This window comes from Curtobacterium sp. MCBA15_013 (assembly GCF_001865095.1).
Classification (GTDB): domain Bacteria; phylum Actinomycetota; class Actinomycetes; order Actinomycetales; family Microbacteriaceae; genus Curtobacterium.
The window spans coordinates 65239-83328 of record NZ_MJGQ01000015.1 but is presented as its reverse complement, the minus strand read 5'-3'; the positions used below and the strand labels follow the sequence as shown (position 1 = coordinate 83328).

The 18090-nt window shown below is 72.6% G+C and carries 16 protein-coding genes; 13 read left to right on the top strand and 3 right to left on the bottom strand.

Annotated features, from left to right (window positions below; translation table 11 throughout):
• Positions 1 to 56 precede the first annotated feature (56 nt).
• On the bottom strand, positions 57 to 1799 hold the full coding sequence (locus BIV01_RS09905) for a glycerol-3-phosphate dehydrogenase/oxidase (protein ID WP_071302700.1): 1743 nt from the start codon (positions 1797 to 1799) through the stop codon (positions 57 to 59).
• A 180-nt stretch (positions 1800 to 1979) separates the two neighbouring features.
• Between BIV01_RS09905 and BIV01_RS09900 the strand changes: the two genes are divergently transcribed.
• From BIV01_RS09900 to ald, 4 genes are all read left to right on the top strand, one after another.
• Entirely contained in the window at positions 1980 to 2942 is a 963-nt protein-coding gene (locus BIV01_RS09900) for a sugar-binding transcriptional regulator (RefSeq protein WP_022905765.1), read from the top strand.
• 50 nt (positions 2943 to 2992) lie between these two features.
• Complete coding sequence (locus BIV01_RS09895) at positions 2993 to 3979, top strand: AraC family transcriptional regulator (protein ID WP_083413936.1); 987 nt, start codon at positions 2993 to 2995, stop codon at positions 3977 to 3979.
• Between the two features lie 9 nt (positions 3980 to 3988).
• Positions 3989 to 5377, top strand: coding sequence for an FAD-binding oxidoreductase (locus tag BIV01_RS09890; protein WP_071302698.1), 1389 nt, complete (start codon positions 3989 to 3991; stop codon positions 5375 to 5377).
• 120 nt (positions 5378 to 5497) lie between these two features.
• Entirely contained in the window at positions 5498 to 6598 is a 1101-nt protein-coding gene (ald, locus tag BIV01_RS09885; protein ID WP_071294590.1) for an alanine dehydrogenase, read from the top strand.
• Positions 6599 to 6721: 123 nt separating this feature from the next.
• Here the strand turns inward: ald and BIV01_RS09880 are convergent, their stop codons facing one another.
• Positions 6722 to 7525, bottom strand: a complete 804-nt coding sequence (locus BIV01_RS09880) for a tryptophan-rich sensory protein (RefSeq protein ID WP_070418264.1) — start codon at positions 7523 to 7525, stop codon at positions 6722 to 6724.
• 189 nt (positions 7526 to 7714) lie between these two features.
• Here BIV01_RS09880 and BIV01_RS09875 point away from each other — a divergent pair, with 189 nt between their 5' ends.
• From BIV01_RS09875 to BIV01_RS09835, 9 genes are all read left to right on the top strand, one after another.
• Positions 7715 to 8698, top strand: coding sequence for a magnesium and cobalt transport protein CorA (locus BIV01_RS09875; RefSeq protein WP_070418265.1), 984 nt, complete (start codon positions 7715 to 7717; stop codon positions 8696 to 8698).
• A gap of 106 nt (positions 8699 to 8804) precedes the next feature.
• A complete protein-coding gene (locus BIV01_RS09870) occupies positions 8805 to 11060 on the top strand; it encodes an alpha-galactosidase (RefSeq protein WP_071302697.1) in 2256 nt (751 codons plus the stop codon).
• Between the two features lie 99 nt (positions 11061 to 11159).
• The gene (locus BIV01_RS09865) at positions 11160 to 12452 is read left to right on the top strand and encodes a chloride channel protein (protein WP_071302696.1); all 1293 of its coding nucleotides are present in this window, start codon (positions 11160 to 11162) and stop codon (positions 12450 to 12452) included.
• 97 nt (positions 12453 to 12549) lie between these two features.
• Positions 12550 to 12762, top strand: a complete 213-nt coding sequence (locus BIV01_RS09860; RefSeq protein ID WP_070418268.1) for an antitoxin — start codon at positions 12550 to 12552, stop codon at positions 12760 to 12762.
• Between the two features lie 121 nt (positions 12763 to 12883).
• Positions 12884 to 14176 (top strand): SufS family cysteine desulfurase, encoded by a 1293-nt coding sequence (locus BIV01_RS09855; protein WP_071294586.1) that lies wholly within the window; start codon positions 12884 to 12886, stop codon positions 14174 to 14176.
• Positions 14173 to 14622: a Fe-S cluster assembly sulfur transfer protein SufU gene (sufU, locus tag BIV01_RS09850; RefSeq protein ID WP_071302695.1), complete on the top strand. Its 450-nt coding sequence runs from the start codon at positions 14173 to 14175 to the stop codon at positions 14620 to 14622. Before BIV01_RS09855 ends, sufU begins: the two co-directional genes overlap by 4 nt.
• Positions 14619 to 15263 (top strand): uridine kinase family protein, encoded by a 645-nt coding sequence (locus tag BIV01_RS09845; protein WP_254790700.1) that lies wholly within the window; start codon positions 14619 to 14621, stop codon positions 15261 to 15263. Before sufU ends, BIV01_RS09845 begins: the two co-directional genes overlap by 4 nt.
• 184 nt (positions 15264 to 15447) lie before the next feature.
• Entirely contained in the window at positions 15448 to 16851 is a 1404-nt protein-coding gene (locus BIV01_RS09840; protein ID WP_071302694.1) for an LLM class flavin-dependent oxidoreductase, read from the top strand.
• 4 nt (positions 16852 to 16855) lie between these two features.
• Positions 16856 to 17374, top strand: a complete 519-nt coding sequence (locus BIV01_RS09835; protein ID WP_071302693.1) for a GNAT family N-acetyltransferase — start codon at positions 16856 to 16858, stop codon at positions 17372 to 17374.
• A 4-nt stretch (positions 17375 to 17378) separates the two neighbouring features.
• Here BIV01_RS09835 and BIV01_RS09830 read toward each other — a convergent pair whose 3' ends face one another.
• Entirely contained in the window at positions 17379 to 17954 is a 576-nt protein-coding gene (locus BIV01_RS09830; protein ID WP_083413933.1) for a VOC family protein, read from the bottom strand.
• Positions 17955 to 18090: the final 136 nt, after the last annotated feature.

Here is an 18090-nt window from a genome sequence, read left to right as displayed (position 1 = left end):
CGGGAGGCGCGGTGCCAGCTGGCACCGCGCCTCCCGTCCGTGGTCAGTCGCGTGGACTACGCGAGCTGCGAGGCGGACGTCAGCGGCACGATCACCCGGTGCGCTTCGCGCAGGACGTCGAGCGTCTGCTGGACCTCGTCCGCACGCTCCTCGGGCGTCCAGCCGAGCGACCCGGCGAGCACGTCGGCCAGCTCGTCGAGCAGGTCGATCGTGACGCCGCCCACGAACGCGAGGTTCGTGCGGCGCAGCACCACGTCGACCAGGTGCACGGCCTGCTCGTGCTCCGCGAAGTACGCGACCTCGGCGCGGGTCAGCGCCGGGTCCGACTCGAGGGGCTCGACCGGTCCGTCGACCAGGACGTCGACGACCTCGGCGGCACGGGTGCCGTAGCGCTCGAGCAGCCCCTCGACGACGGATGCGTCGAGACCGTCGCGGTGCGACTTGATCCACAGGGCGCGCTGGGCGTCCGTGGTCGGGAAGTCCTTGCCGCCGCCGATCGCCATGCCGGTCGTGTCGACCGTCCGGGTGATGCCGAGCTTCGTCGTGACGTCGGTGGAGAGGTGCGCGGCGAGGGCGCGGAACGTGGTCCACTTGCCGCCGACGAGCGACAGCACCGTGGTCCGCGGCAGCCCGGCGATCGGGGTGTCCACGATCCGGTAGTCACGCGAGACGAAGCCGGGGGCGGTGTCCTCGTGCCGGGGGAGCGGGCGGATGCCGGAGTAGCTGTAGACGATGTGGTCGCGGGTGAGCGCGATCTGCGGGAAGACGTGCTCCACCAGGCTGAAGAAGTAGTCGATCTCCTCGTCGGTGGTGGTGACGGGCTTCGCCGGGTCGGCGTCGATGTCCGTCGTGCCGATGAGCACCCGGCCCTTGAGCGGGTAGATGAGCACGATGCGGCCGTCGTTGTTCTCGAAGAACAGCTCGCGGCCCTTCGTCGCCTCGAGCAGCTCGGGGTTGTCGACGACGATGTGGGAGCCCTTCGTGCCGCCCATGAACTTCGTCTCGCCGCCGAACGCCTGGTTCGTGAGGTCGGTCCAGGGACCGGACGCGTTCACGACGACGTCCGCCGTGAAGACGAACTCCTCGCCGGTCTCACGGTCGCGGAGCAGGACGCCACCGTCGCGGGTCCCGGCGGCCTCGACGTAGTTCACCGCACGGGCGGTCGACGCCGAGCCCTCGCCCGTCGCCGCAGCGAGGCCGTCCTTGAGCACGTCGAGCGCCAGGCGCTCCGGCTCGTGCACCGAGGCGTCGTAGTAGGTGCCCGTGTACTTGAGCTCCTTGTTGAGCGCCGGCATGTCCGCGAGCGCGGCCTTCTTCGTGAGGAAGCGGTGCTTCGGGACCGAACCGCCGTCGCGCGAGAAGGAGTCGTAGATCGTCATGCCGATCTTGATGAGCGCGGCACCGCGCTCCTTCGTCGAGCGCTGCTTGTGCGTGAGCATCCGCAGCGGGGCGTTCATGATGCCCGAGAACGTCGAGAAGATCGGCATCGTGGTCTGCAGCGGCTTGACGTAGTGCGGGGCGATGCGGATGAGGCCGTTGCGCTCCTGCACGCTCTCGCGGACGAGGCGGAACTCGCCGTTCTCGAGGTACCGGATGCCGCCGTGGATCATGTGGCTCGACGCGGCGGACGCGCCCGAGGCGTAGTCGCCGCGCTCGACGAGGGCCACGTCGACCCCCTGCAGGGCGAGGTCGCGGAAGGTGGCGATGCCGTTGATGCCGCCACCGACCACGAGGACCTGTGCGTTCGGGCGCTCCGTGAGCGCGTTCACCGTGTTCCGGGGCTGCGTCTTCTTCGACATTGCTGCGTCGCTTCCTTCGTGGGTTCCGTGGTGGTTCGACCTCGATCGTGCGCCTCCGTGAGAAGGCGGGCAACTCGCGTGCACGAACGTGCAGCACACGTGTCCGGACGGGCCGATCGAGGGTCGGGAGGCACGACAGGGGTTGCAGAGGCTGTGCACGTCCGTGCATGCTCGGTTCCCATGAGTGACGCAGCGCAGCCCATGCGCACGCAGCAGGCGCTGCGCGCCGCGCATCTGTACTACCTGCAGGACCTGACGATGGACGCGATCGCCGACGAGCTCGGCACCTCGCGGTCGTCGGTCTCCCGCCTGCTGAAGTACGCGCGGGACACCGGACTCGTCGACATCCAGATCCGCTCGCCCCTCGACCAGGCCGCGGCGCTCAGCCGGAGCATCCGATCGCGCTTCGGGGTGCACGCGCACGTCGTGCCGGTGCCGGACCACACGAGCGACGTCGACCGACTCGAACGCGTCGCCCTGTCCGCTGCGCGCATCCTGACGCAGTACGTCGAGTCGAACATGGTGATCGGGATCTCGTGGGGCTCGACCGTCAGCGCGGTGAGCCGCTACCTCGTGCCGAAGACCACGCACGGCTCCACGGTGGTGCAGATCAACGGCGCCGCGAACACCCGGACGACGGGCATCGTCTACGCGTCCGAGATCCTGCGGCGGTTCGGCGAGGCGTACGGCGCGTTCGTGCAGCAGTTCCCGGTCCCGGCGTTCTTCGACGACCCGGCCACGAAGCAGGCGCTCTTCCGGGAGCGTTCGATCCGCCGGGTGCTCGACCTGCACGAGCGCATGGACCTCGTCGTCTTCGGTGTCGGAGCGCCCCAGGCCCCGGTGCCCTCGCACGTGTACTCCGGCGGGTACCTCGACCCGTCCGACCGCGACGAGCTGACCAAGGCCCAGGTCGTCGGTGACGTCTCGACGGTGTTCTACCGCGCGGACGGCTCGTGGAAGGACATCGGGGTGAACGCCCGAGCCGGGGCTCCGGACCTCGACACGATCAAGCGTGCGCCGCGCCGGGTCTGCGTCGTGGCAGGACGCTCGAAGGCCGCGTCGCTGAAGGGCGCCCTCGCCGCCGGGTTGATCACCGACCTCATCCTCGACGAGAGCGTCGGGCAGGCGATCCTGCAGCCCTGACCTCGGGGGCGCGGTCCGGTTTGTCGGTGGTGCCCCGTAGGTTCTCGACCATGGTTGCCACGATGGACACCCGCCACTCCGGTGACGCCTGCAGCGACGGGGACACGCGGTACTCGCGGCGGATCGCCGGCACCGACGTCGACCAGGCGCTCGCCTTCTTCACCGGGGACTACGACTTCCGCTCGCCCGCGGTCCGACGGACCCACCGCGACACCCGCTGGGACTTCGCCGGCGTGGGCGACGAGCTGTTGTCGCTCCGGTCCTCGCGCTTCCTGGTCGACCTGCGGAGCGACAGCCGTGTCGACGACGCGTTCCTGATCGCTTGGATGCGCAGCGGGTCGAGCACGATCACGTACGGCGGGAGCTCCCACGAGCTCGAACCGGGCGTCCCGGTCGTGCTGCCCTTCGCCGACACGTACGAACTGCACCACCGCGACATCGGCCTCAACCTGGTGCACCTCGACGCCGCGTTCGTGCGCTCGATCGTCGGCGAGGACGACTTCGCCTTCGAAGCGCTCCGCCGACCGACCGCCGACGGCATGCGGGCGTGGCAGTCGGTGGTGCGGGCGCACTCGTCGACCTGGCTGGACGTCGGGCACGAGCTCAGTGCGGTGACGCAGCGTGACATCGCCGAGGCGTTCGCGAAAGCGGCGGTCGCGGCCTTCCCCGAGCGGAGCCGCTGGCGCACGACGGTCACCGGCAGCGGGCCCGAGCACGAGCGGGTCCGCCGTGCGCTCGAGTACGTCCACGAGCACGCGCGCGACGCGATCGGGACGCCGGAGATCGCCGCGGCGGCCGGGCTCAGCCCGCGCGGCCTGCAGCAGTCCCTCCGCCGGCACCTCGACCAGACGCCGGGCGACCTGCTCCGCAGCGTCCGGCTCGACGGTGCCCGTGCCGACCTGCTTCGTGGCGATCGCGACGACACCTCGGTGGCCGACATCGCCCGGGCGTGGGGCTTCGGGCACCTCGGGCGCTTCTCGGCCACGTACCGGGCGCGGTTCGGGGAACTGCCGAGCGAGTCCCTCCGCGCTCGGTAGCGTGGCGGGATGGACACCGTCGTCACCGCCCTCCGTTCCGCGCTCGCCGACCCGGACGGCGTGGTCGTCCGGACGGAGCGCGGTGTGCTCGACGCGGCACGGACGGACAAGTCCGGCTGGATCGCCCCGGGCGGCCCCGTCGCCGTGGTCGAGGCCCGGACGGTCGAGCACGTGCAGGCGACCCTCCGGACGTGTTCCGGGCTCGGCGTCCCGGTCGTCCCGCGTGGCGCCGGCACCGGGCTCGCGGGCGGGGCGAACGGCACCGAGGGCACCGTCGTCCTGAGCGTGGCGCGCATGGACCGCATCGTCTCGGTGTCGACGGAGGACGAGTACGCGGTGGTGGAGCCCGGCGTGCTGAACGGCGACCTGAACGCGGCCGTCGCCGAACACGGCCTGCGGTTCGCGCCCGACCCGGCGAGTGCGGCCATCGCGAGTGTCGGCGGGAACATCGCGACCAACGCCGGCGGCCTGCGGTGCGTGAAGTACGGCGTCACGAGAGAGGCAGTGCTCGGGCTCGACGTCGTCCTCGCGGACGGGCGGCTCGTCGCCACCGGACACCGCACCGTCAAGGGCGTCACCGGCCTCGACCTCACGGCGCTGCTCGTCGGGTCGGAGGGCACGCTCGGGGTGATCGTCGGCGCGACCGTCCGGCTCGTGCCGATCCCGGCGGGGGAGCCGGCCACCCTCGGCGCCGTCTACCCGACCGTCGAGGCCGCCGCCCGCGCCGCGGCGTCCGTCGTCGCCGGGGCGGAGCGTCCGTCGACGGTCGAGCTGCTCGACGCCGCAGCACTCGAGGGGATCGCGGCCCACCTCGGGCCGCAGGTGATCGCGGAGACGGTGGGGAGCACCGCGGCGGGCGGGGTGTTCCTCCTCGTGGAGTACGACGGGCCGGGTGCGACGGAGGCGGCGCTGGGAACCGTGCCGCGCCTCCAGGCCGAGGGCGGGACCGTGCACCTGGCCGGGTCGGCGGCGGAACGCGACCGCCTGCTGACGATCCGTCGGTCGTTCCACCCGGCCATGGAGGCGCGTGGCCGGGTCCTCATCGAGGACGTCGCGGTGCCGCGCAGTCGGCTCGCCGAGATGTTCGCGCGTGTCGAGGCCATCGGGGAGCAGTACGGCATCGCGATCCCCACCGTCGCGCACGCCGGGGACGGCAACCTGCACCCGAACTTCGTGTTCGAGGGCGACGAGGTGCCGCAGCACGTGTGGGACGCGGCGGACGCGATGTTCCGGGCGGCGATCGAGCTCGGAGGGACGCTGACGGGGGAGCACGGCGTGGGGGTGCTCAAGCGGCGGTGGATCGGCGACGAGCTCGGCGACGACGTGCTCGAGCTGCAGCGGGGGATCCGACGGGTGTTCGACCCCGCGGGGATCCTCAACCCGGGCAAGGTGTTCTGACGCCGAATCTCGGCACACGGAACCGGGCCACATTGCTCAGATGTTCGGCCGAAACAGTCCTGTAACGAACCTCGGCGCATCGTGGGTGTCGAACGCGCACCGCCCATGAAGGAGTCAGTGATGCTGATCGGCGTCCCCACCGAAGTCAAGAACAACGAGTTCCGCGTCGCCGCGACACCCGCCGGCGTCGCCGAGCTGGCGCTGCACGGACACGAGGTGCTCGTGCAGTCCGGAGCCGGTGACGGGTCGTCCTTCCCGGACGCCGAGTACGCCGCGGCCGGGGCCACCATCGTCCCGACGGCCGCCGAGGTCTGGGCGCGCGCCGAGATGGTCCTGAAGGTCAAGGAGCCGGTCGCCGCCGAGTACGCCTCGATCCGACCAGGGCAGGTCCTGTTCACCTACCTGCACCTCGCCGCGGACCGGCCGCTGACCGACGCGCTGGTCGAGTCCGGGGCGACGGCCATCGCGTACGAGACCGTGCAGCTGCCGGACCGGTCGCTGCCCCTGCTGTCGCCGATGTCCGAGATCGCCGGGCGGTTGTCGGCGCAGGTCGGCGCGAACCACCTGATGCGGGCGAACGGCGGGCGCGGGCTCCTGCTCGGCGGCGTGCCCGGCACCCCGAAGGGCCGCGTCGTCGTGATCGGCGGCGGGGTCGCGGGCGAGCACGCGGCGACGATGGCGCTCGGCCTCGGCGCCGAGGTCACCGTGTTCGACATCAGCCTGCCGCGCCTGCGGGCGCTGGACGCCCGGTTCGACGGACGCATCACGACGCTGCGGTCCTCGGCGCACGCGATCGCCTCGGCCCTGCGCGAGGCCGACCTCGTCATCGGGTCGGTGCTGATCCCCGGGGCGTCGGCGCCGAAGCTCGTGACCGACGCCATGGTGGCGGACATGCAGCCCGGGTCGGTGCTCGTCGACATCGCGATCGACCAGGGCGGGTGCTTCGAGGGATCGCACCCGACCACGCACGACGACCCGACGTTCGCCGTGCACGACACCGTCTTCTACTGCGTGGCGAACATGCCGGGAGCGGTGCCGCGCACCTCGACGATCTCGCTGACGAACGCGACGCTGCCCTACGCCGTGGCGATCGCGAACCAGGGGTGGGAAGCGGCGACCGCTGCCGACCCGGCCCTGGCGCTCGGGGTGAACGTGCACGCGGGCCAGGTCGTGAACGCCGCCGTGGCGGCGGCGCACGGCCTGGCGGCCGCGGCGCGCTGAGCGCGGGCGCGCGCCGCGCCGCGCCGCGGCGCGCAGTTTCGCGCTGAGCGACAGTTCACGCGGCCCGTGGGCCGTGAACTGTCGCTCAGCGCGAAACGTCGGAAGCGCAGCCCGGCGCGCCGCTCAGGCGGCCGCGACGCGCGCCGGCGCAGCCGCGCCGCGCCACCCCGCGCGCGCCCGCACCACGAGCGTCACGACGACCGCCGCAGCCGCGGCCACCACCGCCGCGACGGCGGTCGGCGTCGACACGAGCGGCCCGTCGAGCCGCGCGACCGCGACCCACGCCAACCCCCACGCGAGCGACGCCGTCGGCGCCAAGCGCCCCCGGCCCCACACCGCGAGGAGCACTCCGACGAGCCCGGCCACGAGCGCGATCACCACGCCCCAGACGTCCAGCGACAGCCCGAAGCCCCGGAAGCCCGCGGCCGTCAGCACCGCGGCCGTGTTCGCCGCCGTCGCGACGCACACCCACCCCAGGTAGAGCCCGAACGTGCCGTCGGTGACGATCGCCTCGACGATCCCGGACGGCCCCGACCGCCGCAGCAGCACGAACGTCCACACCAGCACGGCGAGCAGCGCGACGATGATCGGCTCGCTCAACCACAGGAACCCGAACTGCACGCTCAGGATCCACGCCGCGTTGAGCAGGAGCGAGAGCACCGCAGGCACGGTCAGCCGCGCGTGCCGGTCGTCGTCGGCGGTGCGGAAGCACTGACGGATCGCGTAGGCGAGCAGCCCGACGTAGATGACGCTCCAGATCGAGAACGCCGGCCCGTCCGGCGCGATCGCTGTCGACGAGGCCGAGAGTGCTCCGCCGGCAGCGTCCTGGATCGGCGTCCCGCCAGCAGCTCCCGAGCCGACGAACGCGCCGACCACCGCGACCACCGCGCTCACCGCGACTGCGATCCGCTTCCAGATCCTCTTCATGTCAGCTCCTTTCGTCAGCATGCTGATGACCTGCACCGTAGGCGCGTGGCCGGGCCCGGCGCGCAGCGCACGTCCAGCAGACGGGGGACGGGCCGGACTGGAGGCGCGGTGCGGGCCCGACCCGCGCCTCCTGGCCCGCACGTCGGTCGCGTCCGACCCCCGCACGCTCGCCCTGCGTACGGTGGTGACGTGTCTGTCGAACTGAACACCGTCTACGTCGACCGGATCGCCCCGATCCCGAGTCCCTCGCTCGACGACACCTTCCGCATGCTCGAGGACCAGGGAGCGAGCGCGTGCATCGTGCTCCACCAGCCCGACGCCGAGGAGCTCGGCGACGTCGCGGTCGCCCTCGGCCTGCACGAACTCGCGGTCGAGGACTCCGCCGAGGGGCACCAACGGCCGAAGCTCGAGCGCTACGGCTCGACGCTCTTCGTCGTCCTCAAGCCCGCGCTGTACAACGACCAGCAGGAGGAGGTCGCGTTCGGCGAGGTGCACGCCTTCGTCGGGGAGGACTTCTTCCTCGTCGTCGTGAAGGCCGACCCCCGTGGCAAGCAGACCGTCCCGCGGGCACTCCAGCGGATGAGCGGCAAGCCGGGACTCGTGACGGTGGGCCCGCAGGCGCAGCTCTGGGCCCTGATGGACTCGATCGTCGACGGGTACGTGCCGGTGATCGACGGCCTCGAGGAGGACATCAACCAGATCGAGGACCAGCTCTTCGCGGGCGAGGCCGGGGTCTCCCGTCGCATCTACGAGCTGTTCGGCGAGGTCGTGGACTTCCAGCGCGCCGCCCGACCGCTCATCCACATCATCGAGAACCTGCACCGCGGGGCGGAGAAGTACCACCTCCCGGTGGAGATGCAGCGCCGGTTCCGCGACGTGCTCGACCACGCGATCCGCACGGTGGAGCGCCTGGACACGTTCCGGCAGCTGCTGCAGAACGCGCTGACGGTCGACTCGACCCTCGCGGCGCAGAAGCAGAACGACGACACGAAGAAGATCTCGGGCTGGGCGGCGATCCTCTTCGCCCCGACGCTCATCGCGGCGATCTACGGCATGAACTTCACGCACATGCCGGAGCTCTCCTGGACGTGGGGGTACCCGCTGGCGATCGTCGCGATGGTGGCGTTCGCCGCGGTCCTGTGGGTGGTGTTCAAGGTCAAGCGCTGGTTCTGACCCGGATCCGTGTGCATCCGCACACGCCGTGCGCGCGTCGACTTGCTGGGAGCGCTCCCAGAGCGCAAGACTCGTCGAGCCGTCATCGTCGCCGACTGGAGCACTCATGCCGCACGACCTCGTCCACCTGACCGCCGGGGGCGTCTCCCTCGTCCTCGACTGCCACGACCGTGCCCTGCCCGCGGTGGTGCACTGGGGCGCGGCGCTCGGTCCGCTCGACGACGCGGAGCTGGCGGCCCTGGCCGAGGCGGACGTGGCACCGGTCGCGCCGAACGAGGCGGACGTGCCGGTCCGGCTGGCGATCCTGCCCGAGCCGCACCGGGGGTGGACCGGGCGACCGGGGCTGTCCGGGCACCGGGACGGGCGCGACTGGTCCCCGGCGTTCACGGTCACCGAGCTCGAGGTGACCGGCGCCGCCGACACCGCGGGCACCGCCGACATCGCGGGCACCGCCGACATCGCGGGTGCCCGCACCGACACCGCCGGCGCCGCCGACGCCGCGGCCCCCCGCACCGGCGCCACCGGCACCGCCGGCACCGCGGGCACTCCCGCCCCCGCCACCGTCACCGCCCACGCCGTGGACGCCACCGCCGGCCTCGCCCTCCGCCTCACCGTCGAGATGCTCCCCTCCGGCCTCGTCCGCACCCGCGCCGCCGTCACCAACACGGCCGCCGGCACCTACGCCGTCGACGACCTCACCCTGGCCCTCCCGGTCCCGTCGCACGCCCGCGAGGTCCTCGACTTCGCCGGCCGCTGGGGCAAGGAACGCACCCCGCAGCGCCGCGAGCTCGTCGTCGGCACCCACGAGCGCGAGGGCCGGAAGGGCCGGACGGGCGCCGACGCCGCCACGGTCCTGAGCGTCGGCGTCCCCGGGTTCGGCTTCGCCCACGGCGAGGTCTGGGGCGTGCACACGGCGTGGAGCGGCAACCACCGGCACCTCGCGGAACGCCTCGCCACCGGCCGCCAGGTCGTCGGGGGCGGTGAACTCCTGCTCCCCGGCGAGGTGCGCCTCGGCACCGGGGACAGCTACGAGGGACCGTGGGTGTACGCCACGTACGGGGACGGCCTCGACGACCAGGCCCGCCGCTTCCACCGGTGGCTCCGCAGCCGCCCGCAGCACCCGAGGACGCCCCGCCCGGTGACGCTCAACGTCTGGGAGGCGGTCTACTTCGACCACGACCTCGCCCGGCTGACCGACCTCGCCGAGCGCGCCGCACGGCTCGGGGTCGAGCGGTACGTGCTCGACGACGGGTGGTTCCGGCACCGTCGCGACGACCACGCGGGCCTCGGCGACTGGTACGTGGACGAGGACGTCTGGCCGGACGGACTCGGTCCGATCGTCGACCGGGTGCGGGCGCTCGGCATGCAGTTCGGGCTGTGGTTCGAGCCCGAGATGGTCAACGAGGACAGCGACCTCGCTCGAGCCCACCCGGAGTGGATCCTGCAGGCGGACGGCCGCCTGCCGGTCCGGTCCCGGGACCAGCAGGTGCTGAACCTCGCGATCCCCGAGGCGTTCGCGTACCTGCTCGAGCGCATGACCGCGGTCATCGGCGAGTACGGCGTCGACTACGTCAAGTGGGACCACAACCGCGACCTCGTCGAGGCGGGCCACCCCGGCGGCGGCGCAGCGGTCCACGAGCAGACCCTGGCGGCGTACCGGCTCATGGCGACGCTGAAGGAGCGGTTCCCGGCGCTCGAGATCGAGTCCTGCTCGTCGGGTGGCGCCCGCGTCGACCTCGGCGTGATCGAGCACACCGACCGCGTCTGGGTCTCGGACGACATCGACCCGCTCGAGCGCCAGCAGATGCACCGGTGGACGCAGCAGCTCCTGCCCCCGGAACTGCTCGGCTCCCACGTCGCGAGCGGCCGGAACCACACGACCGGCCGGGTGCACGACCTGGCGTTCCGTGCCGGGACCGCGATCGTCGGGCACTTCGGCATCGAGTGGGACCTCGCGCAGGCGACGGACGCCGAGGAGACGGCGCTCGCCGAGTGGATCGCGCTGCACAAGGAGTGGCGGGTGCTGCTGCACGGCGGCGACCTCGTGCGCGTCGACGAGGTCGACGAGACCCGGCTCGTGTCCGGCACGGTCGCCGCCGACAAGCGGCAGGCGCTGTTCTTCTTCGTCAGCACCGGCCGGTCCGAGGTGTCGGGAACCGGCCGCGTCACCTTCCGCGACCTCGACCCGGACACCGCGTACCGGGTCGACCCGGTCGTGGTCGGCGACGGGCACGGCATCGTGCCGCCGTCGTGGTGGTCGGGGAGCCGGGTGTTCCGCGGGCGCGCGCTCGAGAGAGTCGGCTTGCAGCCGCCGCTCGTGCCGGCCGACTGCGTGGTGCCGTACCGGCTCACGGCCGTCTGACCGCAGCGGGTCCGGCCCACCGCCCAGGAGGCGCGGCTCGGCCCGGCAGCGTCCGCCCGGTCGCGGGGGCGGTGCCGACGTGCCGCTAGGCTTCCGGTCATGCCGCACCCTGGACACGCGACACGTGCGACCCCGGTCTGGGCACTCAAGCTCGCGGTCGTCACCGGACTGGTGGGGGTGGCAGGCGGCATCGCCGGCATCTCGGTGTGGCTCGCGCTGCAGCTCATCCAGTTCGTCGCGTTCGGGTACCCGTTCGGCGGCCACCTCGAGGCCGCAGACGCACCGAGTGCCCTGAACCGCTTCCTCGCCCTCGTCGCCGCCGGCCTCCTGACCGGCGTCGCCTGGTGGGCGCTCCGACGCTGGGGCCGCCCGGTCGTCTCCGTGCCCGCGGCCGTCGGCGGGAAGCGGATGCCCGCCCTCGCGACGGTGGCGAACGCGGGCGTGCAGATCCTGGCCGTGGGGCTCGGTGCCTCGATCGGCAAGGAGGTGGCGCCGCGCGAGATCGGGGCGTGGCTGTCCCAGCTCGTGACGGCACGGGCCGGCCTGACCGCCCGCGAGACGAAGATCCTCGTCGCCTGCGGTGCCGCCGCCGGTCTGGCCGCGGTCTACGACGTCCCGCTCGGGGGCGCCCTGTTCGCGGTCGAGGTGCTGCTCGGCGAGCTCACCTTCGCGACCGCGCTGCCGGCCTTCGCGACGAGCGCGGTCGCGGCGTTCGTGGCACGCCTCGTGATCCCGGACGAGGTGCTCTACCACGTGCCGGCGATGCACCTCTCGCCGTCGCTGCTCGTCTGGGCGGTGATCGTCGGGCCCGTCCTCGGGTTCGCGGGCGTCGGCTTCGTGAAGCTCACGAACCGACTGCAGGGCCTCGCGCCGAAGGGGTGGCGGCTCATCGTCGTGCTGCCGGTCGTCTTCGCCATGGTCGGACTCATCGCCGTGCCCTTCCCCGAGATCCTCGGCAACGGGCGGGCGCTCGGTGTCCTCGCGATGAACGCCTCGCTCGAGGACGGCTCCGTCGCCGGGCTCTCGCCGATCCTGTTCCTGCTCGCGCTCGGGGTCATCCGCACGATCACGACCTCGGCGACGATCGGTGCCGGGGCCGTCGGCGGCACGCTCACCCCGTCGATCGCGATCGGCTCCGCGGTCGGCGGCGGACTCGGTGGCCTCTGGCTGCTGCTCTGGCCGACCGACGGGCCGAGCCTCACGGCGTTCGCGTTCATCGGCGCCGCGGCCTTCCTCGCGACGACGATGCGGGCGCCCTTCACGGCCCTCGTGCTCGTCGTCGAGTTCACCCAGCAGGGGACCGACATCCTCATCCCCTCGCTCCTGGCGGTGTCCGGGTCGGTCGCCGTCGGCTACGTGCTCGCCCGCCGACGCAGCGCGCAGATGGTGTGAACACTTCGTCACGATCCGGCACACCCGACGGGCCACGGGCCTACGATCGGCCGCACGACGGGGCACCGGGCTCCGTACCGGCGACGAGGAGCAACCGATGGCGGGGTTCGACGACATCACGAAGAAGGCCCAGGACTTCCTGCAGGACAACAAGGTCCAGGACGCCCTGAAGAGCGAGAAGGCCGAGGACATCAGCGACAAGGTGCTCGGCGGTGTCGCCGACGCGGTCAAGAAGGCCACGGGTGGCAAGTACGACGACAAGATCGACGGCGCCCGTGACGCGGCGGACAAGCAGATCGGCAACGAGTGACGCGGTTCCCGCGCACCGTACGGACGGCCCCGGACCACGTGTCCGGGGCCGTTCGCCGTCAGCGGTACCCGTCCGACTGGACTCCGGGCCGCGAGCAGACCACCATTGTGTGGTGACTGTCGTGGCGCCCAACCAACCGCTCACCGAGTCCGAGGTCGAGGCGATCAAACGGGACTTCCCGATCCTCCAGCAGGAGGTGAACGGGTTCCCCCTCGCCTACCTCGACTCCGGGGCCACCGCCGAACGACCCCGCCAGGTGCTCGACGCCGAACGACGTTTCCTCGAGCACGACAACGCCGCCGTGCACCGCGGCGCGCACACCCTCGCCGCGCTGAGCACCGACGCGTACGAGGACGCCCGGGCCACCGTCGCCGGGTTCGTCGGGGCGGCGTCACCGTCCGAGGTCGTGTGGACCGCGAACGCCACCGACGCCCTCAACCTCGTGGCGTACGGCATCGCGAACGCCAGCCGCGGCCGTGGGGGACCGGACGCCGAGCGCTTCCGCATCGGACCCGGCGACGAGGTCCTCGTCACCGAGGCCGAGCACCACGCCAACCTCGTCCCGTGGCAGGAGCTCGCCGCGCTGACCGGTGCGACGCTCCGCTGGGTCCCCGTCGCGGACGACGGCACCTGGACGGCCGAGGACGCCGTCGCCCTGGTCTCCGACCGCACGAAGGTCGTCGCCTTCGCCCACGTCTCGAACGTCACCGGCATGGTCGCCCCGGTGTCGGCCGTCGTCGCAGCCGCCCACGCGCACGGTGCCCTCGTCGTCCTCGACGCCTGCCAGTCCGCACCGCACCGGCCGCTCGACGTGCAGGCGCTCGGCGTCGACTTCGCGGCGTTCTCCGGGCACAAGATGCTCGGGCCGAACGGCATCGGCGTGCTCTGGGGCCGCCACGAGCTGCTCGACGCCCTGCCCCCGTTCCGGACCGGCGGCTCGATGATCACCACGGTGACGATGGAGCACACCGACTTCATGCCGGCACCCGAGCGGTTCGAGGCCGGCACCCAGCCCGTGTCGCAGGCCGTGGCGCTCGCCGAGGCAGTCCGCTACCTGCAGGGCATCGGCATGGAGCGGGTCCGTGCGCACGAGGAGCACCTGGCCGAGCGCATGCTCACCGGACTCGCCGCGATCCCGGGCATCCACGTCGTCGGTCCGCCCGCCGGCGTGCCGCGGTCCGGTCTCGTGTCGTTCGACGTCGACGGCGTGCACGCCCACGACGTCTCGCAGTACCTCGACGCGCAGGGCATCGCGGTGCGCTCCGGCCACCACTGCGCCCAACCGTTGCACCGTCGGCTCGGCCTCGTCGCCACCAGCCGTGCGAGCACGTACGTCTACACGACCGAGCAGGACGTCGACCGGTTCCTCACGGCCGTCGGCGAGGTCCGCGGCTACTTCGGAGCGACCGCATGAGCGCCCTCGACTCCCTCTACCAGCAGGTCATCCTCGACCACGCGAAGGCCCGGCACGGCGACGGCGAGCTGCCCGACGCCGACGCCGAGCACTTCGAGCGCAACCCCACCTGCGGCGACGAGATCACCGTCCGCGTGCGCCTCGAGCCCGGCACCGACCGCATCGCCGGTCTCGCGTGGCAGGGCGACGGCTGCTCGATCTCGATGGCGTCGGCGTCGGTCCTCACGGACATGGCGGTCGGTCGCACGGTGCCCGAGCTGCTCGCGCTCACCGAGGAGTTCCGCACGATGATGCGGTCCCGCGGTGCGGGCGAACCCGACGAGGACGTGCTCGAGGACCTCGTCGCGTTCCACGGCGTCTCGAAGTTCGTCATGCGGGTCAAGTGCGGGATGCTCGCGTGGGTCGCGGCCGAGGCCGCCGCGCGCGAGGCCGCAGCGCCCCGGTGACGGGTCCTGGTACCGCGGCCCGCGAGCCCGCACCGGCGGACGCCGAGGCGATCACCGACCTCGTCGCGGAACGACGGCGCCGGTCCGTCCGACCGCTCGTCGTCGGGATCTCGGGCTACTGCGGCTCCGGCAAGTCGACTCTGGCGCGGCGCCTCGTCGAGGCGCTGCCCGGCGCCGTCCGGATCCGCGGGGACGACTTCCTCGAACCGACGCGGTCACACCGTCGCTCGACGGACTGGGACGGGGTCGATCGAAGGCGGCTCGTCGGGACGGTGCTCGAACCGCACCGCGCTGGTCGGGCCGGTTCGTTCCGCCGGTTCGACTGGGGGAAGCGGACGCTCGGCGCAGAGGAACCACTGCCCCGCACCGACCTCGTCGTGGTCGACCTGATCGGGCTCTTCCATCCCGATGCGCTGTCGCACCTCGACATCCGGATCTGGTGCGACGTCGACATCGAGACGGCGGCGGCGCGTGGCCAGGCACGAGACCGCGCACTGGGGCGCGACCACGCCCGACTGTGGCGAGACGTCTGGGTGCCGAACGAGCGGGACTTCGAGCGCCGGTTCGCGCCGATGGCGCAGGCCACCGCCCTCTGGGACGCATCGGGGCCCGGTGCGCGCGAGGCGACCACGCGCTCCTGACGCGACCGGTCTGCGGTCCCGGAGGCGCGGGGCGGCCCCGCCCCGTCCCTCCCGTCTCGGCCGTCGTGCCGCTGGCGCGTCACGCCGGTACCGGCGGGTGGGGCCCACCTCCCGGACCGCAGCCCCACGTCACGGTTCGTCACCTTCCGCCGTCCGCCCCGGGACGGCACGTACCGTCACGCCCGTGAGCACGAGCAGCGAGCACCGTCAGATCCGGTTCAACGCCTTCGACATGAACTGCGTGGCGCACCAGTCCTCCGGGCTCTGGCGGCACCCGCGGGACCGGTCCCGGCACTACAACGACCTGTCGTACTGGACCGACCTCGCGCAGCTGCTCGAGCGGGGCAACTTCGACGGGATCTTCATCGCCGACGTGCTCGGGACGTACGACGTCTACGGCGACTCGAACGAGGCCGCGCTCCGCACCGGGTCGCAGGTCCCCGTGAACGACCCGATCCTGCTGGTGTCCGCGATGGCGTCGGTGACCGAGCACCTCGGCTTCGGGATCACGGCGGGGACCGCGTACGAGCACCCGTACCCGTTCGCCCGGCGCATCTCGACGCTCGACCACCTCACGAAGGGCCGCATCGGCTGGAACGTCGTGACCGGGTACCTGCCGAGTGCCGCGCGGAACATGGGGCAGACCGACCAGCTCTCGCACGACGACCGCTACGACGTCGCCGACGAGTACCTCGAGGTCCTCTACAAGCTGTGGGAGGGCTCGTGGGAGGACGACGCCGTGGTCGAGGACCGCGAGACCGGCGTCTTCACCGACCCCGCGAAGGTCCACCCGATCGAGCACCACGGCACGCACTTCGACGTCCCGGGCATCCACCTGTCCGAGCCGTCGGTCCAGCGGTCGCCCGTGATCTACCAGGCCGGGGCCTCGCCGCGCGGCATCCGGTTCGCGGCCGAGAACGCCGAGGCGGTGTTCGTGGGCGCACCGACCGTCGAGCAGCTCGCGTCGACCGTGCGGAAGGTCCGAGACGCCCTGGAGGCTGCTGGTCGCGACCGGTACGCCGCCCGCGTCTACACGCTGCTCACCGTCATCACCGACGCCACCGACGAGCTCGCCCAGGCCAAGTACGAGGACTACCTGTCCTACGCCTCGGAGCTCGGCGCGCTCGTGCTCAACTCCGGCTGGATGGGCGTCGACCTGTCGCAGTGGGACCTCGACGAGCCGCTCGGCGACGTCGAGTCGAACGCGATCCAGTCCGCAGCGGCGAACATCGCGGCGGCCACCGGGTCCGACGGGTCGAAGTGGACGATCCGGGACCTCGCCCGGCACACGGCGATCGGCGGCCTCGGCCCGGTCGCGGTCGGCGGCGGGGCGACCATCGCCGACCGGCTCGTCGAGATCCAGGAGCAGACGGACGTCGACGGGTTCAACCTCGCCTACGCGGTGACCCCGGGGACGTGGGAGGACGTCATCGAGTTCGTCGTGCCGGAGCTCCGTGCCCGCGGCGTCTACCCCGACGGCTACGAGCCCGGATCGCTGCGGCACAAGCTCCACGGCCGCGGTGACCGGCTGCCGGCGGAGCACCGCGGGGCGTCGTTCCGGGTGGGGCAGTCCGCAGCCGTACGCTGAACGGGTGATCGGGTCGTCGTTCGTCGTGCGTGCCGCCGTCGAGGACGAGGCCACCGCGTGCGTCGACCTGTGGACGCGCGCCGTCGCCACCCGTGACGGCGTGCCCGAGTCGGATGCGGTGCGGGAACGCGCTCGGTCGAAGTTCGCGGTGCCCCGCGTCGCGCTCGTCGTGGCGTCGACGGAGCCGGACCGTGGTGCGGCCGCGGCGATCGCCGGGTTCGCGCTCGTCACCGCTCCGGGGACGGGGCGTCCGGGGGACCCGGAGGACGCGGCCTACCTCTCGCTCCTCGCCGTCGACCCGCGGGCCCAGGGGCACGGACTCGGACGGTCCCTGCTGCTGGGAGCCGTCGCCGAGGCCGGAGCCGCGGGCCACCGCCGAGCCCTGCTGCACGCGCTGGACGACAACGCGCCGGCGCTCCGGCTGTACGGCAGCGCGGGGTTCCGTCCCGTTGGCGACCCCTTCGCGCATGCTCTGAGCGGTCGGCCGACCCGGGTCTGGGTCGCCGACGGCGTCGACGACTGAGCCGTCAGGACGGTTGGGGCTCCGGCTCCGGCCGGGGAACGGGCAACGCGTCCGCCGCGCTCGGCCACGGCGCCCACTTCGCCCGTGGTGCGACGAGCAGGTACGGCTGCGGCGTCGGGTAGCTGACGAGTTCGAGCGTCGAGCCCCACGGGGTCCGGGTGTACACGAACCGGTTGCCCTCGCCGACCTCGAGGCCGCGGAGGTCCCGAGGATCCGAGTTGCGGGTGCCCCCGGCTGCCTCGATGCGGGCGAGCGTGCCGTCGAGGTCGTCCGTGTACATCGCGAGGTGCTGCCACCCGAGGTCCGCGGGGTGCACGGGACGGTGCTGGTCCGGTCCGAGGTACTCGAACAGCTCGAGCCCCGGTCCGTCCGGCAGCGCGAGCATCCGCATCGCGCCCTGAGCCATCGTCGACGGGATCCCCAGGTAGCGGTGCGCCTCGGCCGTCGCGTTCGGCTCCTCGGTGCGGCAGCGCATGTCGTACAGCACGACGGCGTCGAACGCCGCCTCGAAGAACGCCGTGGCGGCATCGATGTCCGGCACCGTGACGCCCACGTGGTCGATCCTGATTCCCGCGCTCATGGGCCGATCCTGACATCCGGGCGCCCGCACGTTCCGCCCGGGTGCCGAGGGTGCGGTGCCGATGCGGCTTCCCGCACGCCGCAGACCGGTGAGGTGAGGCTGCCCTCACCGGAAAACCCCTGATCAGGGTAGCCTC